Below are 21,458 nucleotides of genomic sequence, written 5' to 3' on the forward strand. Positions count from 1 at the left end.
GTCGCCCCCGGCCCGGTGCCGCCGCCGGCCGCCGCCCCGCCGGCGGACCGCCCGCCGCAGGCCTGACCGCTCACCGAGGACCCGCGCGCCCCGCCCCGGGGCCGGACCGCTACCAGACGAGGAACGACTTCCGCCATGACATCGACAGCCCCCGTGCGGACGGTGCTCACCACGTCCCGCGAGGCCGCCCGGCTCGCCGAGCGACAGATGTCGTGGAAGCCCCGGGTGCTGCCGTTCTACGTCGCCTTCCTGATCATCTTCTCCTTCTCGCTCTGGGCGTACGTGCCCAACCCGACCCCGCTCGGCTGGGCGATCACCGTCCTGTGGGGCATGCCGGTGTTCGGTGTGCTGATCGGCTTCCAGGGCGTGCTGATGGTCCGCCGGAGGCTGCGCCAGGTGGACAGGATGACCCCGCCGGCCCCGGTCGAGGACGACTTCCTGATCGTGCTGGTGCCGACCATCGGCCGCCACGACACCTACCCGGCGCTGGAGCGCTCGGTGCTCTCGTACGTCGAGCACCTGCCCCCGTACTTCCCGTGGATGCGGGTGGACATCCTCACCGAGGAGGGCTGCGCCGCCGCCGAGAAGATCGACGAACTGGCCGAGCGCCACCCGCTGATCCGGGTGGTGACCGTGCCGAAGGCGTACGAGACCGCCAACGGCACCAAGTTCAAGGCCCGCGCCAACCACTACTCGCACGAACTGCGCATCGAGGAGGGCGAGGCCGAGGACGACGTCTGGGTGCTGCACATGGACGACGACACCGGCGTCGGGCCGGACACCGCCGCAGCCGTCGCCCAGTTCGTCAACCGGCAGCGCCGGGCCGGGGACGACGCCAAGCACATGGCGCAGGGCATCCTGACGTACCCACGGGAGAACGCCGTCTCCACCTTCACCTGGCTCGCCGACGCGATCCGCCCGGCCGACGACATCGCCCGCTTCCGCGCGATGACCGGCACCGGCACCCCGATCGCAGGTGTGCACGGCGAGCTGCTGATCGTGCGCTCCTCGGTGGAGGCCACCATCGGCTGGGACTTCGGGCCGAAGACCATCGTCGAGGACGCCCAGTTGGCGCTGAACTTCTGCCAGCGCTACCCGGGCCGCAGCGACTGGTTCAACGGGCGCTGCTACGGCGCGTCGCCGGCCGGCGTCAAGGACTTCCTCAAGCAGCGCGAGCGCTGGGCCTGGGGCCTGGTCGCGCTCTGCTTCAACAAGACGATCCCGCTGCGGTACCGGCTCTTCATCGGGATGGGCATGGTCAGCTGGGTGCTCGGCCCGCTCCAGCACGTCGGCCTGGTGCTGATGGTCGCCTGGTTCACGGGCACCTGGAACACCTCGCCGGTCACCCAGTCCGTGGTGCTGCTGTGGGCGATCAACTTCGCCTACGTGATCTGGACCTACTGGGAGGGGCTGCGGCTGAACGTGGTCTCCTCGGCCAACCACCGGCGCAAGTGGTGGGAGCCGATCGTCGTGGTGGCCTGCATACCCCTGTTCTCCTTCCTGGAGGGCTGGGGCGGCCTGCGGGGACTGATCAAGTTCCTCAAGCGCGAGGAGAACAAGTTCGTCGTCATCGCCAAGCCGGCCTGATCGGAAACCACGCCTGTGAAACGCCCCGCGATCTTCGTCCTGCCCACGCTGGTGCTCGGCATCACCGTCGTCGTCCCGATGGTCTGGGGTGACCACCCGATCAGGTTCGAGCACCGGCGCCCCACCGAGGTGCACTGGGCCGGTGCCCCGACCGAGCAGGGCCGGGTCTGGGGCTTCGGCAAGGACGCGCCGCCGGCCCCCGCGGACACCGGCCCCAAGGTGGCCCGGCCGTGGACCAAGGGCAGTCCCGAGTGGGGCGTGCAGGTGTACTGGCTGGACGACCCGGCCGACCCGGACAGCTACGTCCAGGGCAAGGTCGACCGCATCGTCAAGTACGTGGTCGGGCTGAACGCCAACTCCCTGTCGGTGACGTTCCCGTACTACACCACCGGCACCAAGTCGAACGCCGTCGCCGCCCGGCCGACCTCGCCCAGCCCGGAGCGCCTCGCGCTGCTGCTGGACGCCGCCCACCGGGCCGGGCTGCGCACCACCGTGCGTCCGATCATGGACGAGGAGGTGTTCGACTACGTCCACACCCTCAAATGGCGCGGCAACATCGCGCCGACCGACCGGGACGCCTGGTTCGCCAGCTACGCCGCCTTCCTGGCGCCGTACCTGAAGACCGCCCAGGACCACTCGGCGGCCGAGTTCACCATCGGCACCGAGTTCAACTCGCTGGAGGGCGACCCGCACTGGCAGGGTCTGATCGACGAGGCCCGGAAGGCCTTCCACGGCGAGCTGGAGTACGACGCGAACTTCGACAACTGGTCCAAGGGCGCGATAGCGGTACCGGCCGACGGGACGGGCGCGGACGCCTACCCCCCGGCCAGGAACGCCGACGACGACGCGCCGATCGCCGACCTGAAGGCCAGTTGGAACGCCTGGCTCGACCACCGCGGCAAGGGCCCCCAGCCGACCACCAAGCTCACCGAGGTGGGCATCCCGGCGCAGAACGGCGCGTACAGGACCCCCGGTGAGTACTACAAGAAGACCGAACTGAACGAGACCGTCCAGGCGACCTGGTTCACCGCGGTCTGTCAGGTGGCACAGGAGCGCAAGCTGCGCGGGCTGTACTTCTGGTCGCTGTACTTCGGCATCGACCCGACCCTGCCGACCACCCCGGACACCCCGCGGATGGACTACGCCGGGCGCCCGAACTCGGAGAAGGCGATCCGCGACTGCTTCGCGCAGACCTACGAGGTCCCGCAGCAGTAGCCGGCCCCCCGGCCGGGCCCCGGCTACTGCTGCGGGCCGGCCGGGTGCTCGCCGGCGCCGGAGGTCGCCCTGCCGGTCGGCGTCCGGCCCGGCTTGGACGTGGCCGGACGGCCTGTCGGCCTGGTGGTCGCCGCGGGCGTCGGCGCGGTCGTGGCGGTGGGCGTCGGGGTAGGTGTCGGGGTCGCGGTGGGGCTCGGCGCGGGCGCCGGACCGGCCGGCCGGTCCGGCTGGGCCCCGGACAGCGCGCCCGCGATCTCCTTCTCCAGCCACGGCGTCACGAACCGCATACCGGCCGGGGTGAGGTGCACCCCGTCGTTGACGGGAGTTACCCAGTGGCCGTCCTTGTCCTTCCAGACGCAGGTGTCGTACGGGCAGTAGAAGGTGTCGAGGTCGGCCAGCCGGACGGTGCCGCCGACGGACTTCACGAAGTCGCCGACCTGCTGGTTGTAGCAGCCACCCCAGGTCTTGCTGATGGCACCGTTCTCGACGCGCTCGTTCATCAGCAGCACCTGGGCGCCGGGGGCGCGCTGGCGGACCTGCTCCACGGCCTGGGTGAGCTGGGTGCGGTACCGGCTGCGGTAGTCGTCGTCGCAGGGGTTGAGCCAGGTGCCGTCCAGGTACTGTTCGGCGGCGTCCCAGCCGAGGTGGATCACGACGGCCTTCGGCGCGGCGGAGGCGAGGCTACGGTCCCACTCGGCGGCCCGGTCGCGGCAGTCCGGGCTGGTCTCGAACTCCGTCCCGGAGGTGGTGCGCACCTTGTCCGGGTCGAACACGCCGCAGCCGCTGATGCCGCCGTCGACCACCCGGTAGCGGTCGCCGTGCCGGTACAGGCCGGTGGCGAGGTCCTGGGCGAAGGAGTCGCCGAGGACGAGGACCACGGGCTCGTTGTTCGGCCCGGACTTCATGTCGTGGGTGACCCAGGCCGGCAGGTACCAGGCGCCGGTGGTGGCCACCGCGGCCGTGACGGCCAGCAGCGGCACGGCGGGGAAGGCCCGCCAGCGCAGCACCCGCAGCTTCTCGGTGCCGGTGTGCAGCAGCCAGGCCAGAACCCAGGAGACCGGCCCGCCGATCAGCAGCAGCTTCTGCGGCGAGATGTCGTCGACGTAGTGCTGCAGCAGCCAGTACACCGGCAGATGGAGCAGGTAGAGGCTGTACGAGATGGTGCCGGTGAGCCGAACCGGGGGCAGCGACAGCAGCCACACCAGGGGGCCGCGGTCGAAGCAGAGTGAGGCGGTCAGGACGGCGGCAAGGGCCGCGACCACGGCCAGTCCGCCCTGGTAGAGCCACGGTTCGTGGTACGACCCGACGGACAGGCTGGCCCAGACCAGGCCGCCGAGGGCGGCGGTGCCGACCAGGGTGGGCAGGGCGGCGCCGCCCGGGAGGCCGTGCCCCGTCCGGGCGCCGTCCGCGCCGGAGGTGGCCTCCGCGCGGACCCGGCCGCGCAGCCACAGGTAGACCCCGAAGGCGGCGGTGGCGCCGGCCGCGAAGCCGACGGCACGGGTCTCGGTGCCGAGGTAGAGGCGGTCGCTGTTGTCGCCGTTCCACATCAGCGGGGCGACGGCGGCGGAGGCGGCGAACAGGACGGCGGTGACGATGCCGGTGGCGCGCAGCGAGCGGCGGCACAGGCCGAAGACCATGAGCAGCAGCAGCGGCCAGAGCGCGTAGAACTGCTCGGTGATGCTGAGCGACCACATGGCGGCGAGCGGGTCGATCGAGGCGAAGTGCTGCCAGTAGGCGTCGCCGCGGTCCAGCTGGGCCCAGTTGGCGATCTGGGCGAGCGTGGCGAGCGCTTGCGGACGCAGGTCCTTGACGTCCCGTAGCGGGCTGACCAGGGCGGACAGTCCGACCACCAGGATGATGGTGGCGAACAGTCCGGGCAGCAGCCGCTTGGCGCGGCGGCGGTAGAAGACACCGAGCCGGATGCCGTCGGTGCGGTCCAGCTCGCGGATCAGCACCAGGCTGACCAGGAAGCCGGAGAGCACGAAGAAGACGTCCACGCCGAACAGGCCGTTCTGGAACCAGTCGGTGTGGTACAGCAGCACGGAGGCGATGGCCACGCCGCGTAGCCCGTCGACCGCCTTGAAGCGGACCGAGGGCGGCAGGGGACCGCGCGGTACGGGGACCGGTGCGGGTATCGCGTAACGGCTGGCGGTCGGGGCCCGGTGGCCCCGTGCTTCGCGCATGTCCTGGAGCGTGGGGCCGCTTCCGGGCGCGCCGAGGCCGGGCCCGTCGTCCATGTGGTGCGTCCCCCCGGGGTCGATCGACTGTCACGACGTGTCAATGAGACGTGTCTTGATCTGTGGTTTATATCAAAAGTCGCCTGTTGATCGTCCGCCGGTCACCGGCGAGGGGGCGGCCGGTGAGCGGCTGTGGGGGCGTCAGAACGCCATGGTGTAGACCATCAGGTCCATCCCGGGGAAGGGGGCCCAGTCGCGCTCCGGGGTGCGGCGGAAGCCGACGCGTTCGTAGACGCGGTGGGCGGTGGTCATCTCCGGGCGGGTGGAGAAGGCCATGCCGGCCAGGCCGAGTTCGCGGCTGCGGGTGACGGAGGCGCGGACCAGGGCCTCGCCGACGCCGCGGCCGCGGGAGGCGGCGGCGGTGGCGAGCATCCGTATCTCGCCCTCGCGCGGGGTGGCGATGTCGGCCCACTCGGTGCCGCCGACGGCGAAGGTCACGCAGCCGAGGACCCGTTCGTCCGCCGCGTCCACCGCGACCAGGAGTTCGGCCTCCCGGGACCGGCGCCCGGCGTCGCGCAGCAGGTCGACGTAGCTGCCGGCCGGGTCGGTGAAGCCGTCGCCGACGAAGGCGTCGACGGTGATCCGGCCGGCCTCTTCGAGGTCCTGGGGGAGGGCGTGGCGGATGAGGTAGTCCATCGGGCCAGTGTGCCGGAGCCCTGGGGGGCCTTGGATCCGGGGGGCTCTCGGTGGTCCCGGGAAGGGGATGCCGGGAGGGTGGCCGGGTCGGCGGAGGGGCGCAGTGAGGCGGCGGGCAGGGTGCCGTACAGCCGGTCGGCGCGGTCGGGGTCGGCCGGGTAGCCGCCGGCGCGGTGGTGGTTGTCGCGGCCGGCGGCGGGGCCGCGGGAGAGTTCGCGGCCGATCAGGGTGCCGAGCAGGCCGAAGCCGCCGACCGCGCCGACCAGGCCGAGTGCGCTGGCGAGGGTGTCGCTGTCCATGGCCACCACTGTGGCCGGGCGGCCCGGGTGCCCACGAGTGGCAGGAATGCCGGGTTCCGTCGAAATCCTGCCAGGTCGGCCCTTCCCCGGGCGGGACCGGCGGGGCATCCTGGGCGGCATGCTGAAGAACGTGGTCGCGGTGGTGCTGGAGGAGGTCCACCCCTTCGAACTGGGGGTGGCCTGCGAGGTCTTCGGCCTGGACCGGACCGCGGACGGGCTGCCGGGGTACGACTTCGCGCTGGCCGGCGCCCGGCCCGGGCCGCACGCGACCCACTCGGGCTTCGCGGTGGACGTCCCGTACGGCCCGGAGCGTCTCGCCGGGGCGGACCTGGCGGTGGTCACCGCCTCGGCGATCCGCCCGCACTACCCGGAGCCACTGCTGGAGGCGCTGTGCGCGGTGGTGGCGGACGGCGGCCGGGTGCTGTCCATCTGCAGCGGCGCCTTCGTGCTGGGCGCCGCCGGGCTGCTGGACGGCCGCCGGTCCACCACCCACTGGCGGCACAGCGACGAGCTGGCCGAGCGCTTCCCACGGACGGTGGTCGAGCCGGACGTGCTGTACGTGGACGACGACCCGGTGATCACGTCGGCCGGTACGGCGGCCGGCATCGACGCCTGCCTGCACCTGGTGCGCAAGGCGCAGGGCGCCGAGGTGGCGCGGGGCATCGCCCGCCGGATGGTGGTGGCGCCGCACCGGGAGGGTGGGCAGGCGCAGTTCGTGAACCGCCCGCTGCCGGAGGGCGGCGGCGACTCGCTGGCCCCGCTGCTGGACTGGATGCGCCACCACCCGGACCAGGAGACGAGCGTCGAGCAGCTGGCCGCCCGGGTGCACATGTCGCCGCGCACCTTCGCCCGGCGCTTCCAGCAGGAGACCGGCACCACCCCGCACCGCTGGCTGGTGGGGCAGCGGGTGCTGCTGGCCCAGCGGCTGCTGGAGTCGACCACCGAGTCGGTGGACGCGATCGCCGAGCGCTGCGGCTTCGGCAGCGCGGCGGCGCTGCGGCACCACTTCGGGCGCCGGCTGGGCACCACGCCGCTGGCCTACCGGCGCTGCTTCGGGGGCGGGTGACGGGCGGTCAGTCCGTTGCGGCGGCGAGGTGGTCGACGCTGTTCCAGCCGTCCGGCCGCAGCCGCCCCTCCTGGGAGCGCCAGAGGCTGGTGGAGCAGTTGTGCACCGGTCCCAGTGCGGTGAGCTGCTGCTCGGTGAGCCGGTCAAGCGCGTAGCGCAGCATCAGCACCGTGCAGTCGTGGGCGACCAGCAGGACGGGCCGTCCGGCCTCCTCCTCGCAGACGTCCCGCAGCAGGCTGCGCACCCGCAGGGCGACGTCGGCCCAGGACTCGCCGCCGGGCGGGCGGTAGTACAGCTCGCCCATCTTGCGCCGCCGGGCGGCCTCCTCCGGGTGCTTGGCCTCGATGGCGGCCTTCGGCAGCATCTCCAGGACGCCGAGTTCGCGGTCGCGCAGCCGCTCGTCGTAGCGGACGGCCAGGGTGACGGGCACGGCGCCGAGCCCGGCGGCCTGGGCGAGCGCGATCCGGGCGGTCTCGGCGGTGCGCACGTACGGGGAGCACCAGACGCTGCGCGGCCGGTCGCCGCTGGGCAGGGCGGCCCACCACCGGCCGAGCGCCTGGGCCTGCTGCTGGCCGCGCAGCGACAGCGGGATGTCGGCGTCGCGGCAGCTGATCGGGACGCTGAGCGCGCCGGCGGCCTCGGCCAGCTGGAACTCGACGTTGGCGGTGGATTCGCCGTGCCGGGTGGCGATCAGGACGGACGGCAGCCGGGTGGCCGCCGCGCCGTTCGTGGCGACGGCGGTCAGGGCGGCGGGCTGGTGCTGGACGGACTTGTGCTGGCCGTTGAGGGTGATGCCGAGTTCTGCCATGGCCGCGAGCTCCCCGTGGGTCGATCAGGTTCCGGCCGGATGCCGGTCCGGTCTGGTGGTGCCCGGCGTGCACGCCTGTTCATACATATGATCGCGCCGCCTCCTCCAGTGTTGACGGAGAAGGCGGCGCGATCACAGGGCGCGTGCACGGCCAATCAGTGCGCCGCTACGGGCTCCGGCGCGTTCTCCAGCTCGTCGTCGCCGGCCTCGGCGCTGTAGTCGGAGGGCTTGGTCTCGTCCGGGCCGTCGGGCGCCTTGACCGCCCGCAGCACCAGGGTGAGCGCCACCGCCACGATCAGGTTGAGCGCGAAGGCGGTCAGGCCGATGTAGCCGATCTCGCCGATGCCGGGGATCTCGGCCGCGTTGCCGCCGAAGTGCTTGGTGGCCGGGCTGGCCAGCCCGTACGCCTTCCAGGTGCCGTAGACCATGCCGGCCGCCCAGCCCGCGAACAGCGCCCAGTGGTGGAACCAGCGGGTGAACAGGCCGCCGACGATCGCCACGAAGGTCTGCAGGATCCACAGACCGCCCAGCAGCTGGAGGTTGATCGCGGCCTGCTTGTCCATGCCGAGGACGAAGACCAGGGCGCCGACCTTGACCAGCAGCGAGACCAGCTTGGCGATCCGGGTCTCGTCGGCGGGGGTGGCGGCGGGCTTGAGCCACTCCTTGTAGACGTTGCGGGTGAACAGGTTGGCCGCCGCGATGGACATGATGGCGGCCGGTACCAGCGCGCCGATCCCGATCGCGGCGAAGGCCACACCGGTGAACCAGTCCGGGAACATGTTCGCGAACAGCTGCGGCACCGACAGCTGGGAGTTGTAGCCCTTGACGCCGCTGCCCACCCCCGCCGCGATCGCCATGAAGCCGAGCAGCGCCAGCAGGCCGAGCATCAGCGAGTACGCGGGCATGATCGCCATGTTGCGGCGCACGGTGTTGCGGGACTTGGAGGCCAGCACGCCGGTCACCGAGTGCGGGTACATGAACAGCGCCATCGCCGACCCCAGCCCCAGCGTGGCGTACGTCCACTGCTTGTTGTCCGGGAGGGTCAGCCCGCCGGCCTTGGCCTGCTTGAAGTGGTCGGCGGCCGCGCCGAAGATGTGCCCGTAGCCGCCGAGGCGGAGCGGGATGTAGATCACCGCGACGATGATCACGATGTAGACCAGGGCGTCCTTGACGAAGGCGATCAGCGCCGGGGCGCGCAGGCCCGAGGAGTAGGTGTAGGCGGCCAGCACGCCGAAGGCGAGGAACAGCGGCAGGTCCTTGACGAACCAGTTGGCGTTCTCCCCGCCGCCGACGCCGAGCACGTCCAGCACCGCCTGGATGCCGACCAGCTGCAGGGCGATGTACGGCATGGTGGCCAGGATCCCGGTCAGCGCGACGACCAGGGACAGCGGCCGGGAGCCGTAGCGGCCGCGGACGAAGTCGGCCGGGGTCACGTAGCCGTGCACCCGGGAGACCGACCAGAGCCGCGGCAGGAACAGGAAGACCAGCGGGTAGGCGATGATCGTGTACGGCACCGCGAAGAAGCCCGCCGCGCCGGTCGCGTAGACCGCCGCCGGGACGGCCACGAAGGTGTACGCGGTGTAGAGGTCACCGCCGAGCAGGAACCAGGTCACCCAGGTCCCGAAGCTGCGCCCGCCCAGGCCCCACTCGTCCAGGTGCGCCGCGTTGTCCGCGCGGCGCCAGCGCGAGGCGAGGAAGCCCATCGCGGTGACGAGGAGGAAGAACAGCACGAAGACCACGAGGGCCGGCACGTTGACGTCCTTCATCGCGCACCGCCGTTCCGGGCCGCCTTGCGGGCCTTCTCGTCCCGGTTGATCAGCAGGTAGGCGGCGACCGTGAAGACGGCCGACACCGGCACCCAGAGCAGCTGGTACCAGTAGAAGAAGGGCATCCCGGCCACCGCCGGATCGGGCTTGTCGTACGAGGAGACCCAGAGCATCGCGACGATCGGCACGAGCAGGGCGAGCCCGGCCAGCACCCGCTCGGGGGTCACCGCCGGGACGGGGGCCCCGGCTGGCTCGGGCATGACAGCTTTGTCGGGGGCTTGGTCAGAGGGCATCTTCGGCTCCGCTCCGGAGGGGTCTCCCCGTCGGCGCCGCAGCCCCCGGAAGCGCCGCGCACGCCCGCGAGCCCGCCGAGCAGCACCATCGGTGATCAGCAGTCAGTACGGCTGCGCAATCTAGAGCATGGCGTGATCCATGTCACCGGATTGGCGCAACTTTCCGCCATCCGGACACTGCTATTCGCCCGCTCGCCTCCGGTCCGCTCCGGGCCCGGTGCCGACGCTCGTCGCTCCGGCGCTCGTTCCTCGCTTGTCGCTTCTCCCTTTCGGCACCGGCGCGGCCCTTCGGCTCGGGGCGGTGACTCGCCCGCTCGCCTCCGGTCCGCTCCGGACCCGGTTCCGACGCTCGTCGCTCCGGCGCTCGTTCCTCGCTTGTCGCTTCTCCCTTTCGGCACCGGCGCGGCCCTTCGGCTCGGGGAAGCGAACGGGCACCGGCGCGCGGGTCGTGCGCGCCGGTGCCCGTGGTGGAACGAGGGGGTGCGGCTACTCCGGACGCTTCAGCCGGGTGATGAACTTGTAGCGGTCGCCGCGGTAGATCGAGCGGACCCACTCCACCGGGTCGCCCTCGCCGTCGAAGGAGTGCCGGGAGAGCTGGAGCATCGGCAGGCCGAGGTCGGAGCCGAGCAGCCCGGCCTCGCGCGGGTTGGCGAGGGTGGTCTCGATGGTCTCCTCGGCCTCGGCCACGGTGACCCCGTAGACCTCGCGCAGCGCCGCGTACAGCGAGTTGTGCTTGGCGAGGTTGCGCCGCAGCGAGGGGAAGCGCTTGGCGGAGAGGTGGGCGACCTCGATGGCCATCGGGTCGCCGTTGGCCAGGCGCAGCCGCTCGATCCGCAGGACCCGGCCGCCGGGCTTGATGTCCAGCAGCGGGGCGAGCCGGTCGTCGGCGGTGATGTAGCCGATCTCGATCAGCCGGGAGGTGGGCTCCAGGCCCTGGGCGCGCATGTCCTCGGTGTAGGAGGTGAGCTGCAGCGCCTGGGCGACCTTGGGCTTGGCGACGAAGGTGCCCTTGCCCTGGATGCGCTCCAGCCGGCCCTCGACGACCAGTTCCTGCAGGGCCTGGCGGACGGTGGTGCGCGAGGTGTCGAACTGGGCGGCCAGCGCGCGCTCGGGCGGGACCGGGGTGCCCGCGGGCTGGGTCTCGGTGAGCTGGAGGAGGTGGCGCTTGAGGCCGTAGTACTTGGGGACGCGCGCGGTCGGATCGGCGCTCTGCGTCGGGAGGTTCCTCACCTCGGGGTCGTCGGCCTGGGCTGTGGTTCCCCCGTCGCTGCTCATCGGACCTGTTCTCCCGCTTCTCGCGGGGCCTTCTACCGCCCCGCCACATCGTTAACGGACCACATCGTTGCATGTATGGCTGCGGAACGAATACCTCATCACGCGATGAACGATGTGCGGTGTCGGCTTGATAACGGGTGGTCGAGTTCCGTCGAACAGCCGTTGACAGGCCCATTGGTCTAGGCCAAGCTCCAGGCATCTGGTCTACACCACTAGGCCGGTATCGATGAATCCCCCACCCGCTCGAAGGGGTCCGCGGCACCAGTCCTCCCGCTTTGCGTGGGTATGCCGCTACCGCCCGACGGGGGTAACCCAGGCATCCCTCAGGAGGATGGCGTGAAGCGTCAGCTCATCGCGGCGGTCGGCGTCGCAGCAATGGTCGTCGGTCTCGCGGCTTGTGGCTCGGACGGCAAGAAGGACGGTGACTCGAAGGCGTCCTCCACGTCCGCCGACAGGTACAAGGGCAAGACGCTCAAGGTGTGGACGATGACCGGCTCCGCCCCCAAGGGCTGGACCGACTCGGTCAAGAGCGAGTTCGAGACCACCTACCCGGGCTCCAAGGTCGACTTCCAGACCCAGGAGTGGACCGACATCGGCCCGAAGATCACCGCCGCGCTGTCCGAGGGCTCCGTCGACGTCCTGGAGCTGGGCAACACCCAGACCTCCGGCTACGCCGCCACCGGCGGTCTGCTCGACCTCACCAAGGACAAGTCCGCGCTGGGCGGCGACGGCTGGGCCGCCAACCAGAACGAGGCCGCGATGCTGGACGGCAAGCAGTACGCCGCCCCGTGGTGGGTCTCCAACCGCGTGGTCGCCTACAACAAGGACCTCTGGAAGGCCGCCGGCCTGACGGACGCGCCGAAGACCCTGGACGAGTTCTACACCGACCTGGACAAGCTGAAGGCCACCCCGGGCGTCGCCGACCCGATCTACCTGCCGGGCCAGGAGTGGTACACCTACTTCGGCCTGCTCACCGGCGAGGGCGGCAAGATCGCCAAGAAGGACGGCGACAAGTGGGTCGGCGGCCTGGAGTCGCCCGAGGCGCAGCGGGCCTTCGAGACCTACAAGAAGCTGCAGAGCTACTCGGCCACCGGTCCGAAGGACAAGGACGAGGCCACCCCGCAGCAGAAGGACGTCTTCGCCAAGGGCAACGTCGGCGCCATGATCGCCCTCGGCTGGGAGCTGCCGGCCGAGAAGGACATGCCGAAGGACAAGATCGGCTTCTTCCCGCTCCCGGGCAAGACCGCCGACAAGCCGTCCGGCGTCTTCATCGGTGGCTCGAACCTCGCGGTCGCCGCGCAGAGCAAGAACACCGACATGGCGAAGGACTTCCTGAAGATCGCCCTCGACGACAAGAACGAGGGCCTGGTCGCCGCGGCCGGGAACATCCCGAACAAGCCGGCCCTGAACAGCCAGCTCACCGGTGACTTCGCGAAGGCCGCCCAGGCCGCCACCGCGGTCGGCGGGATCACCCCGAACACCCCGAACTGGGCCAGCGTCGAGAACAAGCCGAACCCGATCAAGGACTTCCTGACCGCGGCCCTCCAGGGCGGCGACTACGCGGCCACCGCGAAGAAGTACGACGACGAGATCGCCAAGCGGCTCAACGAGAAGAACTAAGCACTGTGAGCGGCGTCGCTCACCGGCCCCGGCGGGGGGCCGGTGGGCGGCGCCATCCGTCGTGGCCGGGTTGTGAGGAAGTGAGAACGATGGCTGTGCATTCGGAGCGGGTGCAGGCACCGTCCCCGGGGTCAGGGGTGGCCGTTGTGGCCGAGATCGACACCAGTGCCGCCGGCGGCGGGGCCGAGGGCACCGCGCCGAAGCGCACCAGATCGGCGGGGGGACCGGGCATCGGCTCCCGCCTCGCCCCGTACCTGCTGCTGCTGCCGGCCACCGTGGCGACCCTCGCCCTGCTGGGCTGGCCGCTGCTGAAGACCGTCCTGCTGTCGTTCCAGAACCTCAACCGGCGCCAGCTGGTCATGCATCTGACCGAGTGGACCGGCTTCGACAACTACAAGGAGCAGCTGACCGACCCGGACTTCTGGGCGGTCACCGGGCGTACCGTCGCCTTCACCCTGATCAACGTGGTGCTGATCATGATCGGCGGCACCCTGATCGGCCTGCTGCTCAACCACCTCGGCAAGAAGATGCGCCTGGCGCTGTCGATCGCGCTGCTGATGGCCTGGGCCATGCCGGTGGTCGCCGCGACCACCGTCTACACCTGGCTGTTCGACCAGCAGTGGGGTGTCGTCAACTGGCTCCTGGACCAGCTGGGTTGGCACTCGATGGCCGACTACAACTGGATGAGCGACGAGTACTCGACCTTCTTCGTCGTCATCCTGCTGGTCGTCTGGATGTCGATCCCCTTCGTGGCGTTCAACATGTACGCCGGTCTGACCACCGTCCCCAAGGAGCTCTACGAGGCCGCCAGGATGGACGGCGCCGGCTCCCTCAAGATCTTCAGCTCGGTGATCTTCCCGAACCTGAAGCCGTTCTTCCTCGCCACGACCTTCCTCGAAGTGATCTGGGTGTTCAAGTCCTTCACCCAGGTCTACGCGATCAACGGCGGCGGCCCCGAGAACCTCACCCGGACCCTGCCCGTGCACGCCTTCCTGGAGGGCTCGGGCAGCCAGCACTACGGCGTCGGCGCCGCGATCGCGGTGCTCACCATCCTGATGCTGGGTGCGCTGATGGCCTACTACTTCCGCATCATGATCAAGCAGGAGGACGAGCTGTGAGGCGCTCTCTCTTCGGACGTACCTGGCCGAACGTGATCGCGGTCGTCCTCATCGTCTTCTTCGTCTTCCCCGTCTACTGGATGATCGCGACCGCGTTCAAGCAGGACCGCGACATCATCAGCAAGACGCCGGTCTTCATTCCCTTCGATGCGACCTTCGACCACTTCGGCACCGCGGTCGACGCGCCGGACTTCTGGACGTACGTCACCAACAGCGTCACCGTGACCGTCGGGGCGGTGGTGATCTCCCTGGTGATCGCGACCCTGGCGGCCTTCGCCGTCGCCCGGATGAAGTTCCGCGGCCGCAAGGCCTTCGTGCTGGTCATCATGATGGCGCAGATGGCGCCCTGGGAGGTCATGACCATCGCGGTCTACATGATCTCCCGCGACAACGACATGCTGAACAGCCTGCTGCCGCTGACCCTCTTCTACATGATGATGGTCCTGCCCTTCACGATCTGGACGCTGCGCGGCTTCATCGCCGCGGTGCCGAAGGAGCTGGAGGAGTCGGCCATGGTGGACGGCTGCACCCGCACCCAGGCCTTCGTGAAGGTGATCTTCCCGCTGCTGGCCCCCGGCCTGATGTCGACCTCGTTGTTCGGCTTCATCACGGCGTGGAACGAGTTCCCGCTCGTTCTGATCGTCAACAAGGAGCAGGGCAAGACGCTCCCGCTGTGGCTGTCCTCCTTCAAGACCGCCTTCGGCAACGACTGGGGCGCGACCATGGCGGCCTCCACGATGTTCGCCATCCCCGTGCTGATCCTGTTCGTCTTCCTGCAGCGCAAGGCGGTCGGCGGTCTGACCGACGGCGCCGTGAAGGGCTGAGCCACCGTGAGCATCCTCGTACCCACCGCCCCGGCCAGCGACCAGCTGCACCGGGACGCCCTGACCGTCCTGCAGCCCGGCTTCGTCGGCACCGAGCCACCGGACTGGCTGCGCCGCCACCTGGCCGCCGGGCTCGGCTCGGTCGCGCTGTTCGACCGCAACGTGGTCGACCTCGATCAGCTCTCCGCGCTCACCCGGGCGCTGCGCGCGGAGAACCCCGACCTCCTGATCGCGATCGACGAGGAGAGCGGCGACGTCACCCGGCTGGAGGCCGGCTCCGGCTCCTCCTGGCCGGGCAACCTCGCCCTCGGCGCGATCGACGACCCGGCGCTGACCCGGGACGTCGCCCGCGAGCTGGGCCGGGCGCTGGCCGCGGCCGGCGTCAACTACAACTGGGCGCCCACCGCGGACGTCAACTCCAACCCGCGCAACCCGGTGATCGGCGTCCGCTCCTTCGGCGCCGACCCGGAGCTGTGCGCCCGGCACACCGCCGCCTGGGTGGAGGGCCTGCAGTCGGCCGGCGTGGCCGCCTGCTCCAAGCACTTCCCCGGCCACGGCGACACCGCGGTGGACTCGCACCACGGCCTGCCGGTCATCGACGTCGACCTGGACGTGCTGCGCGCCCGCGACCTGGTGCCGTTCCGGGCCGCCATCGCGGCCGGCACCAAGGCGGTGATGACCGCCCACATCATGGTCCCGGCGCTGGACCCGAAGCTGCCGGCCACCCTGAGCCCGACCGTGCTGCGCGACCTGCTGCGCGCCGTCCCGGCCGACGGCGGCCTCGGCTACCAGGGTCTGATCGTCAGCGACGCGATCGAGATGGGTGCCATCGCCGACACCTTCGGCATGGGCGAGGGCACCGTGCTCGCGCTGGCGGCCGGCGCGGACGCGATCTGCGTCGGCGGCGGGCTGGCCGACGAGGAGACCGTGCTGATGCTGCGCGACGCCATCGTGGCGGGCGTGCGCTCCGGCGGGCTCGGCGAGGAGCGGCTGGCGGACGCCGCCGACCGGGTCCGGGCGCTGGGCAGCTGGGGCCGGATCGCGGCCCAGGGCGAGCAGCCCGAGCCGGACCTCGCGGTGGGCCTGCGGGCCGCCCGCCGGGCGCTGAAGGTGGTCCGGGCGCCGGGCCGCGAGGTGCTGCCGGTGAGCGAGCGCCCGTACGTGGCCTCGTTCTCGGACGAGCCGAACATCGCGGTCGGCGACGTGACCCCGTGGGGCGTGGCCGGGATGCTGGCCGACCGGTTCCCGGGCACCCGCACCCGCGAGGTGTCGGCCGCGGAGGCCGCGCCGGAGCTGCTGGACGCGCTGGTCGCCGAGGTGGTGGCCGGGGCCGAGGGCCGACGCCTGGTGCTGGTGGTGCGGGACGCGCACCGGCACGCCTGGATGGCCGCCGCGCTGAGCCGCCTGGTGGCGGCCCGGCCGGACGCCGCGGTGGTCGAGATGGGGCTGCCCCAGTCCGAGCCGGTGGGCGCGCTGCACATCGCCACCCACGGCGCCGCCCGGGTCTGCGGGCTGGCGGCCGTGGAGGTGCTCACCGGGCAGCCGGGAGCGATCGGCTGAACCGTGCGGGGAGGCGTCACCGGCCGGGTCCGGGAGGCGTCGGCCGACGGGCCCGTCATGCGCATGTCGCATGGCGGGCCCGTCCCGTTCTCCGGGCTGTCGGCCCGCGTTCCCACCCTGTGACCGTGTTCCCTCAAGAGGGTCTTAAATCCACCTTAAGTTCGACTTAGGGTGACAGGCCGACGACCGATCGCCACCGAATCGCGACGGGGTGCAACGGAACGGCAACGGCCTTGGCAGGAAGGGGAGTTGGGCGTTGACACCGCCGTTGGTCTAGGCCAAAGTCCACTCCGTTCCCTCCCGGCACCGCCCTCGGCCCTAGCACCTCGGAGAATGACGTGACGAAGCGTCAGTTCGTGTCCGCATTCGGAATCATGGCCCTGGCGGTCGGGCTGACGGCCTGCTCCTCGTCCGGATCACCCTCGGGTGACAAGAGCGCCGCCGCGGATCCGAAGGCCGCCACCGGCACCGTCACCGTCTGGCTGATGGACGACGCCCAGAAGAACTGGCCCGACCTGGTCCAGCGGGTCAACGACGAGTTCGCGGCCAAGTACCCGGGCGTCAACCTCAAGCTGGTCTACCAGGGCTGGGCCGACAAGGTCGGCAAGCTCGACAAGGCCCTCGCCGACGGCAGCGCCCCCGACGTCGTCGAACTCGGCAACACCGAGACGATGAAGTACGTGCTCTCCGGCGCACTCGCCCCGGTGGACCGCACCACCTTCGACAACTCCGACAGCTGGATCAAGGCGCTCGCCAACACCTGCACCTACCAGGACAAGCTGTGGTGCGTGCCGTACTACGCCGGCGCCCGGGTCGCCATCTACAACTCCTCCGCCTTCCAGCAGGCCACCGGCAGCACCGAGTTCCCCAGGACCGAGAACGACCTGCTGACCGCCCTGGACAAGATCTCCGACCGGAACAGGAGCGACCGGACCTTCTCCCCGCTCTACCTGCCCGGCCCGTACTGGTACGCCGCGATGAGCTACGTGGCCGCGTACGGCGGCAGCATCGCCAAGTTCGACAGCTCCGGCAACTGGCACGGCACCCTGCACGACGCCAAGTCCCAGCAGGGCATCGGCCACTTCGTCGACCTGGTCCGCAAGTACAACAAGGGCGACCTCACGCAGAACGAGCAGGACCAGTACGTGGCGATGGCCCGCGGGCACGCCGCGTCCTTCTACGGCAACGGCTTCGAGGCGGCCGGCGTCACCGCGCCGGGCACCGGTGACCCGGGCCTCAAGGACGCCGTCAAGGTGGCCACCATGCCCGGCCCGGACGGCAAGCCGCTGCCGACCTTCATCGGCGGCTCCGACCTCGCCGTCACCGCCAAGTCCAAGCAGCTGGCGCCGGCCACCGACTGGATCCGGATGTTCACCAGCTCCAGGTCCGAGCAGGCGCTCGCCGACAAGGACATCCTGCCGAACAACCTCAACCAGCTGAACCCGCTGAAGAACAAGCCCACCACCGCCGCCGCGGCCAACGCCGTCCCGGACGCCTGGTTCACCCCGCTGGCGCCCGGCTGGGGCGCGGTGGAGAAGCAGAAGATCATCCCCGACATGCTGACCGCGATCCTCAAGGGCAAGCCGGTGGACCAGGCCACCAAGGACGCCGACGCGGCGATCGACCAGCTGATCAACAACCCGTCCTGAGGGGCCGCGCACCGCACCGCCGAGCGCCCCCGCCCCTCCCCCCCGCCTTCCGGGAGGCGGTGGTTCGGGGGTGCCGCGCCGGGGGCGCGCTCGTAGGATTGCCCGCGAAGAACCGCAGCGAGTGTGCGGACTCGCCGCCGTAGAGGTCCCCGTCTGGCAGCCCGCCCGGGCGGGGTCGACCCATCTCATCGGAGGCACCCAGATGTCCGACCCGCAGACCGGTTCCGTCCCCGGCCGGATCATGGCGGCGGAGATGGCCGAGCAGCCGGCCGTCCTCCAGCGCATCCTCGACGAGGGAGCGCCGAAGATCCGCGAGATCGCGGCCGGGATCGCCGCCCGCAGCCCCCGCTTCGTCCTGCTCACCGCGCGCGGCACGTCCGACAACGCGGCGCTCTACGCCAAGTACCTGATCGAGATCCTGCTCGGCAGGCCGGCCGGCCTGACCTCGATGTCCACCACCACCGCGTACGGCGCCAAGCCGGACCTCACCGACGTCCTGGTGATCACCGTCAGCCAGTCCGGGGGCTCGCCGGACCTGGTGGCCTCCACCAAGGCGGCCCGCGAGGCCGGGGCGATCACCCTCGCCGTCACCAACAACCCCGACTCCCCGCTCGCCGAGGTCTCCGAGTTCCACATCGACGTGCTGGCCGGCCCGGAGAAGGCGCTGCCGGCCACCAAGACCTACACCGCCGAACTGCTGGCGCTCTACCTGCTGGTCGAGGGCCTGCGCGGCGGGGACGGCTCGGCCGCCAAGGAGCTGCCGGGCCTGGCCGCCGGCGTGCTGGCCCGCCACGCCGAGGTGAGGGCGCTGGCCGAGCGCTACCGCTTCGCCCAGCGCCTGGTGATCACCTCGCGCGGCTACGGCTACCCGACCGCCCGGGAGGCGGCGCTCAAGCTGATGGAGACCACGTACATCCCGGCCACCCCGTTCTCCGGCGCCGATCTGCTGCACGGCCCGCTGGCCATGGTGGACAACGTCTCGCCGGTGATCGCGGTCGTCCCGGACGGCAGGGGCGGCGAGGCCCTCCAGCCGGTGCTGGACCGGCTGCGCGGGCGAGGCGCGGACCTGGTGGTGATCGGCCAGCAGGCCCAGGTGGACGCCGCCTCGGCGGGCTTCGCACTGCCGGCCGGCGTGCCGGAGGAGGTCCAGCCGATCCTGGAGATCCTGCCGCTGCAGCAGCTGGCCTACGAGGTCACCATCGCCCGCGGCCAGGACCCGGACGCGCCGCGCGCCCTGGCCAAGGTCACCGAGACCCACTGAGGGGGAGCGGGGCCACTCGCCCTCCCGCCTCAGGCAACTGAACCGGCTCCCTGTCCACAGGCTGTGGACAGGGAGCCGGTTCCGTGAGCGGCGGAACGTGGTTCGGGGGAGGGCCGCGAATACGGGCCGGAAAGCACTACGGGCCACGGCGCCGACACGGGACCCTCAACCCGTGCGGCACCGCAGCCCGGAGCTGTCGTCGGACACCGGTGTCGATCGAGGACTGTGCGGGGTCCTCGATCGGTGGCGTCCGACCGAGGAGAAGCCGCGCGCGGTCAGGGCAGTTGCGCGGGGGGCCTCTCCTTGGTGCCCTCCCATTGTGGACTAGACCAATCCGGGTTGTCCAGAACTCCTGGCAAATTGGTCTAAACAACGTCGGACAGTCGTCCGCCGGCACCGCACGGTCCGCCGAGCCCGCCCCCGGCCGGCGGCGCTACCCTCGCCATGTGCCCTCGCTGAACGAACTCGTCCGCCGCCACACCACCCTGACCGGGGCCGACGTGGAATGGCTCCACATGCTGGTCTCGGAGTGGCAGCTGCTCTCCGACCTCTCCTTCGCCGACCTGGTGCTGTGGATCCCCACCTGGGACGGCATCCGCTACGTCTCGGTGGCGCAGATGCGGCCCAACACCGGGCCCACCTCCTACCAGGACGACATGGTCGGCCACCTCGTCCCGCGCGGGCGCCGCCCGCTGCTGGACGCCGCCTTCGACGAGGGCCGGATCGTGCGCGAGGGCGACCCGGAGTGGCGCGAGGAGGTGCCGGTGCGGGTCGAGTCGATCCCGGTCCGGCGCGAGGGCAAGGTGCTCGGGGTGATCGCCCGCAACACCAACCTGCTGACCGTGCGCACCCCCAGCCGGCTGGAGCTCACCTACCTGCAGAGCGCCTCCGACCTGGCCCAGATGATCGCGGCCGGCAGCTTCCCGTTCCCCGGCGTGGAGCAGGCGGACATGGACGCCGCCCCCCGGGTGGGCGACGGCCTGATCCGGCTGGACGCGGACGGCATCGTCACCTACGCCAGCCCCAACGCCCTCTCCGCCTACCACCGGCTCGGCCTCACCTCCGACCTGGTCGGCAGCCACCTCGGCCGGGCCACCGCGGACCTGGCCCCGCCCTCCCGCTCGGCCGTCCACGAGGCGCTGGTGAAGCTCGCCAGCGGCTGGGCGCCCCGGCAGACCGAGGTGGAGGCGCAGGGCGGAGTCGTGACCCTGCGCGCGATCCCGCTCAAGCCCAAGGGGACCCTGACCGGCTCGCTGGTGCTCTGCCGGGACGTCACCGAGCTGCGCCGGCGCGACCGCGAGCTGATGACCAAGGACGCCACCATCCGGGAGATCCACCACCGGGTGAAGAACAACCTCCAGACCGTCGCCGCCCTGCTCCGGCTGCAGTCCCGCCGGATGGAGTCCGAGTCCGGCCGGGCCGCGCTGGACGAGGCGGTGCGCCGGGTCGGCTCGATCGCGATCGTGCACGAGACGCTCTCCCAGGCGCTGGACGAGCAGGTGGCCTTCGACGAGATCGCCGACCGGGTGCTGGCGATGGTGATGGAGCTGTCCCAGGACGGCCGGGTGGCGACCCGCCGCACCGGCAGCTTCGGCATCCTCTCCGCCGAGGTGGCCACCCCGCTGTCGATGGTGCTGACCGAGCTGCTGCAGAACGCCCTGGAACACGCCTTCGGCCCGACGGCCTCCGGGAACCTGGAGGTGAGCGCGCTGCGCGGACGGGCCCCGGCGACGGGGATGGGCTGGTCGGACAGCTGGAACGGCGGCGCCCGGCCGGAGGAGTACCTGCTGATCACCGTGCAGGACGACGGCCGCGGCATGCCCGAGGGCTTCGACCCGCAGACGGCCGGCAACCTCGGGCTGCAGATCGTCAGGACGCTGGCCACCGGCGAGCTGGGCGGGACCTTCGACATGGTGGCCGGCCCGAACGGCGGGACCAAGGTGATCCTGGAGATCCCGGTGCGTTGATGCGTTGCGGCGCTCGGCAGGGGCGTGCGTTCGGCGGATGCGCCGGGTGCCCGCCCCGTGCGCCCGGTGCGCGGAACCGGCGGCGCGGCACCTGGCGGGCATTCGGGCGCGGAAACAGAAACGAGGCCCTGTCGACCGGGGGGGGTGGGTCGACAGGGCCTCTCAACCCGTTCCGGCCGTCGGGGGGAGTCGGCCGGAACGGGGGCTCTGGGTGGTGCGACACCTGACATGTGCGTTGCACACGGTGAGCGTCACAGCTCCACAATATTGCTCTAAG

16 protein-coding genes are annotated in these 21,458 nt (G+C 71.3%); 10 read left to right on the forward strand and 6 right to left on the reverse strand.

The window, feature by feature from the left end; all coding sequences use genetic code 11:
• Window positions 1-135 precede the first annotated feature (135 nt).
• Both HS99_RS31580 and HS99_RS31585 read left to right on the forward strand, forming a co-directional pair.
• Window positions 136-1,587, forward strand: coding sequence for a glycosyltransferase family 2 protein (locus tag HS99_RS31580; RefSeq protein ID WP_046387226.1), 1,452 nt, complete (start codon window positions 136-138; stop codon window positions 1,585-1,587).
• Between the two features lie 15 nt (window positions 1,588-1,602).
• Window positions 1,603-2,802 carry a glycoside hydrolase family 113 gene (locus HS99_RS31585; RefSeq protein ID WP_030551278.1) on the forward strand — a complete coding sequence of 400 codons (1,200 nt, stop codon included), beginning with the start codon at window positions 1,603-1,605 and terminating at the stop codon, window positions 2,800-2,802.
• Between the two features lie 23 nt (window positions 2,803-2,825).
• On the opposite strand, the gene HS99_RS31590 is transcribed toward HS99_RS31585, so the two are convergent.
• Complete coding sequence (locus HS99_RS31590) at window positions 2,826-4,985, reverse strand: SGNH/GDSL hydrolase family protein (protein ID WP_158876479.1); 2,160 nt, start codon at window positions 4,983-4,985, stop codon at window positions 2,826-2,828.
• Between the two features lie 195 nt (window positions 4,986-5,180).
• Complete coding sequence (locus HS99_RS31595; protein WP_030551282.1) at window positions 5,181-5,675, reverse strand: GNAT family N-acetyltransferase; 495 nt, start codon at window positions 5,673-5,675, stop codon at window positions 5,181-5,183.
• A 417-nt stretch (window positions 5,676-6,092) separates the two neighbouring features.
• Here HS99_RS31595 and HS99_RS31600 point away from each other — a divergent pair, with 417 nt between their 5' ends.
• Entirely contained in the window at window positions 6,093-7,040 is a 948-nt protein-coding gene (locus HS99_RS31600) for a helix-turn-helix domain-containing protein (RefSeq protein ID WP_030551284.1), read from the forward strand.
• A gap of 7 nt (window positions 7,041-7,047) precedes the next feature.
• Here HS99_RS31600 and HS99_RS31605 read toward each other — a convergent pair whose 3' ends face one another.
• The 4 genes from HS99_RS31605 to HS99_RS31620 all read right to left on the reverse strand — a co-directional run bounded on the left by HS99_RS31605 (window position 7,048) and on the right by HS99_RS31620 (window position 11,182).
• Complete coding sequence (locus HS99_RS31605) at window positions 7,048-7,848, reverse strand: histidine phosphatase family protein (RefSeq protein WP_078867224.1); 801 nt, start codon at window positions 7,846-7,848, stop codon at window positions 7,048-7,050.
• A 155-nt stretch (window positions 7,849-8,003) separates the two neighbouring features.
• The gene (gene mctP, locus HS99_RS31610; protein WP_030551288.1) at window positions 8,004-9,614 is read right to left on the reverse strand and encodes a monocarboxylate uptake permease MctP; all 1,611 of its coding nucleotides are present in this window, start codon (window positions 9,612-9,614) and stop codon (window positions 8,004-8,006) included.
• Complete coding sequence (locus HS99_RS31615; RefSeq protein WP_030282209.1) at window positions 9,611-9,874, reverse strand: DUF3311 domain-containing protein; 264 nt, start codon at window positions 9,872-9,874, stop codon at window positions 9,611-9,613. The genes mctP and HS99_RS31615 overlap by 4 nt, the downstream gene beginning before the upstream one ends.
• A 519-nt stretch (window positions 9,875-10,393) precedes the next feature.
• A complete protein-coding gene (locus HS99_RS31620; protein ID WP_030282207.1) occupies window positions 10,394-11,182 on the reverse strand; it encodes a GntR family transcriptional regulator in 789 nt (262 codons plus the stop codon).
• A 336-nt stretch (window positions 11,183-11,518) separates the two neighbouring features.
• Between HS99_RS31620 and HS99_RS31625 the strand changes: the two genes are divergently transcribed.
• From HS99_RS31625 to HS99_RS31655, 7 genes are all read left to right on the forward strand, one after another.
• Window positions 11,519-12,802: an extracellular solute-binding protein gene (locus HS99_RS31625; protein ID WP_030282205.1), complete on the forward strand. Its 1,284-nt coding sequence runs from the start codon at window positions 11,519-11,521 to the stop codon at window positions 12,800-12,802.
• A gap of 89 nt (window positions 12,803-12,891) precedes the next feature.
• Window positions 12,892-13,920 (forward strand): carbohydrate ABC transporter permease, encoded by a 1,029-nt coding sequence (locus HS99_RS31630; protein ID WP_030282203.1) that lies wholly within the window; start codon window positions 12,892-12,894, stop codon window positions 13,918-13,920.
• Window positions 13,917-14,744, forward strand: coding sequence for a carbohydrate ABC transporter permease (locus tag HS99_RS31635; RefSeq protein ID WP_030551290.1), 828 nt, complete (start codon window positions 13,917-13,919; stop codon window positions 14,742-14,744). The genes HS99_RS31630 and HS99_RS31635 overlap by 4 nt, the downstream gene beginning before the upstream one ends.
• A 6-nt stretch (window positions 14,745-14,750) precedes the next feature.
• Window positions 14,751-16,304 carry a glycoside hydrolase family 3 protein gene (locus HS99_RS31640; protein WP_030551292.1) on the forward strand — a complete coding sequence of 518 codons (1,554 nt, stop codon included), beginning with the start codon at window positions 14,751-14,753 and terminating at the stop codon, window positions 16,302-16,304.
• A gap of 374 nt (window positions 16,305-16,678) precedes the next feature.
• Window positions 16,679-17,953, forward strand: coding sequence for an extracellular solute-binding protein (locus tag HS99_RS31645; protein WP_030282198.1), 1,275 nt, complete (start codon window positions 16,679-16,681; stop codon window positions 17,951-17,953).
• Window positions 17,954-18,155: 202 nt separating this feature from the next.
• Window positions 18,156-19,214 carry an SIS domain-containing protein gene (locus HS99_RS31650; RefSeq protein ID WP_030282196.1) on the forward strand — a complete coding sequence of 353 codons (1,059 nt, stop codon included), beginning with the start codon at window positions 18,156-18,158 and terminating at the stop codon, window positions 19,212-19,214.
• A gap of 446 nt (window positions 19,215-19,660) precedes the next feature.
• Window positions 19,661-21,181: a sensor histidine kinase gene (locus HS99_RS31655; protein ID WP_030551294.1), complete on the forward strand. Its 1,521-nt coding sequence runs from the start codon at window positions 19,661-19,663 to the stop codon at window positions 21,179-21,181.
• The last annotated feature ends 277 nt before the right edge of the window (window positions 21,182-21,458 follow it).

This window comes from Kitasatospora aureofaciens (assembly GCF_001188955.3).
In the GTDB taxonomy this organism is placed as follows: domain Bacteria; phylum Actinomycetota; class Actinomycetes; order Streptomycetales; family Streptomycetaceae; genus Kitasatospora; species Kitasatospora aureofaciens.

Coding starts and splice junctions, on each gene's coding strand:
- HS99_RS31580 (WP_046387226.1), top strand. CDS start 136: ATGACATCGACAGCCCCCGTGCGGACGGTGCTCACCACGTCCCGCGAG.
- HS99_RS31590 (WP_158876479.1), bottom strand. CDS start 4,985: ATGCGCGAAGCACGGGGCCACCGGGCCCCGACCGCCAGCCGTTACGCG.
- HS99_RS31595 (WP_030551282.1), bottom strand. CDS start 5,675: ATGGACTACCTCATCCGCCACGCCCTCCCCCAGGACCTCGAAGAGGCC.
- HS99_RS31600 (WP_030551284.1), top strand. CDS start 6,093: ATGCTGAAGAACGTGGTCGCGGTGGTGCTGGAGGAGGTCCACCCCTTC.
- HS99_RS31605 (WP_078867224.1), bottom strand. CDS start 7,848: ATGGCAGAACTCGGCATCACCCTCAACGGCCAGCACAAGTCCGTCCAG.
- mctP (WP_030551288.1), bottom strand. CDS start 9,614: ATGAAGGACGTCAACGTGCCGGCCCTCGTGGTCTTCGTGCTGTTCTTC.
- HS99_RS31615 (WP_030282209.1), bottom strand. CDS start 9,874: ATGCCCGAGCCAGCCGGGGCCCCCGTCCCGGCGGTGACCCCCGAGCGG.
- HS99_RS31620 (WP_030282207.1), bottom strand. CDS start 11,182: ATGAGCAGCGACGGGGGAACCACAGCCCAGGCCGACGACCCCGAGGTG.
- HS99_RS31630 (WP_030282203.1), top strand. CDS start 12,892: ATGGCTGTGCATTCGGAGCGGGTGCAGGCACCGTCCCCGGGGTCAGGG.
- HS99_RS31645 (WP_030282198.1), top strand. CDS start 16,679: ATGGCCCTGGCGGTCGGGCTGACGGCCTGCTCCTCGTCCGGATCACCC.
- HS99_RS31650 (WP_030282196.1), top strand. CDS start 18,156: ATGTCCGACCCGCAGACCGGTTCCGTCCCCGGCCGGATCATGGCGGCG.